This window comes from Flagellimonas lutimaris (genome assembly GCF_051494225.1).
GTDB lineage: Bacteria > Bacteroidota > Bacteroidia > Flavobacteriales > Flavobacteriaceae > Flagellimonas > Flagellimonas lutimaris_A.
In genome coordinates, this window is sequence record NZ_JBNPYE010000032.1 from 1 (window position 1) to 441 (window position 441).

1 protein-coding gene is annotated in these 441 nt (G+C 61.9%); it reads right to left on the bottom strand.

The window, feature by feature from the left end; genetic code table 11:
* The coding region (locus tag ACQQ5U_RS19415) for a hypothetical protein (protein ID WP_437400119.1) at window positions 1-441 on the bottom strand (441 nt) is incomplete at both ends.

The following is a 441-nucleotide window of genomic DNA, read 5'->3' on the forward strand; positions in this document are numbered from 1 at the left end:
CGTCAAGGTCAACCCCCGTGGCCCCCGCAGCGGCATTGGTCAGTTCCAAGGTCGTGCCCGTCAAGGCTACATCGGAAAGTTCGTTCGTAGGGTCCGCGTCCGCGTCGTCCGTATCAAGGGCGGCAAGCTCCGCGTCCGTCGCAAAGGTCCCGTCAAGGTCTTGGCTAAGGGTGCCACCGGCATCCGTCACCTCGATGGAAGTTCCGTTGAGGGATACCCCGGTGTTGTATTCGTTCGTAGGGTCCGCGTCCGCGTCGTCCGTATCAAGGGCGGCAAGCTCCGCGTCCGTCGCAAAGGTGCCGTCAAGGTCCACTCCCGTGGCCCCCGCAGCGGCATTGGTCAGTTCCAAGGTCGTGCCCGTCAAGGCTACATCCGAAAGTTCGTTCGTAGGGTCCGCGTCCGCATCGTCCGTATCAAAACCATCAACATAAGCCTTGGTCG